Source organism: Cetobacterium sp. (assembly GCF_048470075.1).
Lineage (GTDB): Bacteria > Fusobacteriota > Fusobacteriia > Fusobacteriales > Fusobacteriaceae > Cetobacterium_A.
In genome coordinates, this window is the sequence record NZ_DBGBQB010000068.1 from 1 (window position 1) to 3,825 (window position 3,825).

4 protein-coding genes and 3 tRNA genes are annotated in these 3,825 nt (G+C 30.1%); all 7 read left to right on the top strand.

The genetic code is table 11. From position 1 onward, the window contains the following. The first annotated feature begins 60 nt into the window (after positions 1–60). Positions 61–137, top strand: a tRNA-Asp gene (locus tag ACMOUI_RS02355). Positions 138–162: 25 nt separating this feature from the next. Next, positions 163–238, top strand: a tRNA-Thr gene (locus tag ACMOUI_RS02360). Between the two features lie 3 nt (positions 239–241). Next, positions 242–324: transfer RNA gene (locus tag ACMOUI_RS02365), tRNA-Leu, on the top strand. Between the two features lie 126 nt (positions 325–450). Beyond that, entirely contained in the window at positions 451–1,437 is a 987-nt protein-coding gene (locus ACMOUI_RS02370) for a hypothetical protein (RefSeq protein WP_418964142.1), read from the top strand. Then, entirely contained in the window at positions 1,361–1,939 is a 579-nt protein-coding gene (locus tag ACMOUI_RS02375) for a Maf family protein (RefSeq protein WP_418964145.1), read from the top strand. The genes ACMOUI_RS02370 and ACMOUI_RS02375 overlap by 77 nt, the downstream gene beginning before the upstream one ends. A gap of 21 nt (positions 1,940–1,960) precedes the next feature. Further along, complete coding sequence (locus ACMOUI_RS02380; protein WP_418964143.1) at positions 1,961–3,007, top strand: rod shape-determining protein; 1,047 nt, start codon at positions 1,961–1,963, stop codon at positions 3,005–3,007. Positions 3,008–3,019: 12 nt separating this feature from the next. Then, the coding region (locus ACMOUI_RS02385) for a hypothetical protein (RefSeq protein WP_418964144.1) at positions 3,020–3,825 on the top strand (806 nt) is incomplete at its 3' end.

Sequence of the window (3,825 nt, forward strand, 5' to 3'; positions counted from 1 at the left end):
GAGCACCTGCCTTACAAGCAGGGGGTCACTGGTTCAAGTCCAGTTGTTTCCACCATTAATGGGGGTGTAGCTCAGTTGGTTAGAGCGCATGCCTGTCACGCATGAGGTCGCGAGTTCGACCCTCGTCACTCCCGCCATTAATTTTTTATAAAGTAAATAAAAGCCGCTTTAGCTCATCTGGTAGAGCAACTGACTTGTAATCAGTAGGTGATTGGTTCGACTCCGATAAGCGGCACCACTTGCGAGGGTGGCGGAATTGGCAGACGCACCAGACTTAGGATCTGGCGTTTCGACGTGAGGGTTCAAGTCCCTCCTCTCGCACCACTTTATGACTAATAACAGTAGACTTCAAAGAAGTCTACTTTTTTTTTACTCAAATGTTAATTGCTTGAAAACTCTATATCTCTATGGTACAATAATATGAAAAAAAGTTTAATAAAAGGTGCTTGAATGAAAAAAATAAAGTGGTTATTAAGTTTTAAAAATATATATATGATTTTATTGATCTACTTTTTTTTGGGATATTTTTATCCTAACTTTTTACAAATAAATAATATATACCTGTATATAGAGGAGTATCTTGGAATATATGAAAAATTACTATGGGTATTTCTTATAGGTTATGGATTTTCAATGTTTATGCAAAATCCAAATAAAAGATTGGTCTTAAAAACAAGGTTGACTTTTATGATTATCTTAGGAATAGCCACAGGATATCTTTATTTATTGAATAATTTAAAAAAATTGGGAGAAGTATCATTAGAAAAAGTTCAAGAGTTTGTTATTCAAGTTGGATTATTAAATATCAATTTAGGATATATAGAGTTGTATACTTTTTTAAAAATCTTTCCCAAAATTAGGATAGATATATTTACAGGAGTGCTAATTTTTATAATTTTTATATCCCTTATCATTATATGTGGAAAATTGATAAAGGGAATAATTATGGCAATTGTAAATCTTTTTAGAAGATATATCGCTCATATAAAAGAGGAAAGAAGATTAAAAAAAGAACGAATTAGATTGGAAAAACAGGCTAAATTGGAGAAAGATATATATGATGAAATATGTAATATTCAGAAAATATATCAGGAAAAAGATAGCTTAGATGGGAAAAGTGATACTTTAGAGGATGAGAAAGAGAGTATCGACAATGAGATTGTAGAGGAATCTTTATCTTTGGAAGATAATATCTTATGCGCTGATATAGATGAACCTCTGGAAGATATAAGTGAAGTTATGGAGTTAGAACCTCAAAATAAAACTATAGAGATGATAACATTTAAGGAAAAACCTATAGATAAAGAGAATAAACATGATAATAACGAAGAAGTTGAAATAGAAAGGAAAGATGAAAAAAATGATATTAGCATCCAAATCTCCGAGGAGAAAAGAGATATTAGCGCAGATGGGATTTCAGTTACAAATAAAAAGTAAAGAGATTGAAGAGATAAGTGATAAAGAGACTATTGTAGAGCAGATAAAGGATATATCATTGAAAAAGGTTTTAGCTGTAGCTGTGGAAAATCCTAAAGAGTATGTTGTGGGTGCAGATACACTGGTTGAAATTGATGGGGTAGTTTTAGGAAAACCCAAAGATAGAGAGGATGCTAAAAATATGTTGAAAACTCTTTCTGGAAAAGTTCACAAAGTAATTACTGCATATACTTTTATAAATTTAGAAAAAGATATCAATATAACTAATCATGTTGAAAGTTTGGTTTACTTTAAAGAGATAAGTGATGAAGAGATAGAATGGTATATAAATAGTGGTGAGCCTATGGACAAAGCTGGAGCTTATGGCATTCAAGGACTAGGATCAATTTTTGTAGATAAAATAGATGGAGATTTCTTTACAATTATGGGGTTTCCAATAAATCATTTTATAAAAACTTTAAATACCTTGAATATAACAGTAGAAAATTTAAATAAAATATAAATTAATTTAAGGAGAGTTGTAATGAAAAAAATATTTGGAAAAGTTTTAGGAATATTTTCAGATGATTTAGGGATAGATTTAGGAACTTCAAATACACTAATCTGTGTTAAAAATAAAGGAATTATAATGAATGCACCTTCAGTGGTAGCTATAAACACTAAAACAAAAGAGATTTTTGAAGTTGGTGATAAGGCTAAACAGATGATAGGAAGAACACCACATACAGTTGAAGCTATAAGACCACTAAAAAATGGAGTTATTGCAGATTATGAAATAACTGAAAAAATGTTAAGAGAGTTTTATAAAGTTGTAAATAGAGGGAAAAGTTTATCGAGTCCAAGAGTTATAATCTGTGTTCCTGCTGGAGTTACTCAAGTTGAAAAGAGAGCGGTTATGGATGTTACAAGAGAGGCAGGAGCAAGGGAAGCATATCTAATAGAGGAACCAATGGCAGCTGCAATAGGAATAGGACTAAATATTTTTGAACCTGAAGGAAACATGGTTGTAGATATTGGTGGAGGAACTACTGAGATAGGGGTTATATCCTTAGCAGGAATTGTAAAGACATCATCATTAAAAATAGCTGGAGATAAGTTTGATTCATTAATTATAGATTATATAAGACAAAAACATAACCTATTTATAGGGGAAAAAACAGCTGAAGAGATAAAAATTGCAGTGGGAGCAGTAACTGACTTAGAAGAAGATATCTTTATAGAGATTAGTGGTAGAAATGCTTTAAGCGGTCTACCTAAAAATGTAAGGGTTTATTCATCTGAAATTGCAGAAGCACTAGAGGAAGCTGTGGTTCAAGTTATAGAGGAGATTAAAGGGATTTTAGAGAAAACACCTCCAGAATTGTCTTCAGATATAAAAAGAAAAGGGATTTACTTAGCAGGAGGAGGAGCTTTACTAAGAGGAATCGACAAAAGAATAGCTGAAAGTTTAAGTCTAGAGGTTACTGTTGCAGAGGATCCTTTAAATGCTGTTGTAAATGGAATTCAACAACTTTTAAAAGAGTTTGATAAATATAAGAGAGTTTTAATTTCACCTGAAAGTGACTATTAAAAAGAGGAATTTATGAAGAGAATAATACTAGTATTTGTATTTGTATTTTCAATATTAAGGGCAGACTATCTCATCACCAATGGTGAGATAGCTCTTTTTTATGATAGCAAAAATAATATTTTAAAAAATGTAGAGGATAAACAGTTTAATAAGGATATTTTATCAAATTTACAGCTATTACTAATAAAAGATTATAAGATATATAGAGCAAGAAACTATTATACAGAAACTAGATTTATAAATGGTACAAATATTTTTTATATGAGATGTGATATAAATGGAGAGATTTTAGAGTCCTATGTAATACCTTCCAATGACAATAAAAATAGTCTGTATATCTACACAGATTTAAAAAAGATAGATTGGAAGGAGCCATATAAATTGGTTTATAAGTTTTCTCCTTTGATATTGGAAGGAAATATTGAAAATAAAGGTGAATACTATAAGTATGATATGATCAATATATCCAAGGATAAAGATTCAGAAATCCTTGTGGCAACAGAAAATGACTTTGAAAAATTTAAGGTAAAGTTTTTAGAGAGTACCCTATTAAAAGGGTTAAATGAGAGAATATATCTAGTAAAAAATATCTCTAAAGAAAAGAAAGATGATCTATTAAAAATAGCTTTTAGTAAGAAAAAACCAGTTTTTACAGATAGAACACCTTTAGAAATTTTTAATTCAGAGAGAAAATTTTGGGAAAATTTTGATAAAAAATACTATTATTTAAGATCGGATGTTGTCGATCAGATAAAAAAATTATATCTACTTTCATTTAATAATTATGCTCAAAATATATTAAATATGAACATGAGTAG

What these genes read in the sequence shown, in the direction of transcription:
- ACMOUI_RS02370 (WP_418964142.1), top strand. Translation starts at nt 451, where the DNA reads ATGAAAAAAATAAAGTGGTTATTAAGTTTTAAAAATATATATATGATT.
- ACMOUI_RS02375 (WP_418964145.1), top strand. Translation starts at nt 1,361, where the DNA reads ATGATATTAGCATCCAAATCTCCGAGGAGAAAAGAGATATTAGCGCAG.
- ACMOUI_RS02380 (WP_418964143.1), top strand. Translation starts at nt 1,961, where the DNA reads ATGAAAAAAATATTTGGAAAAGTTTTAGGAATATTTTCAGATGATTTA.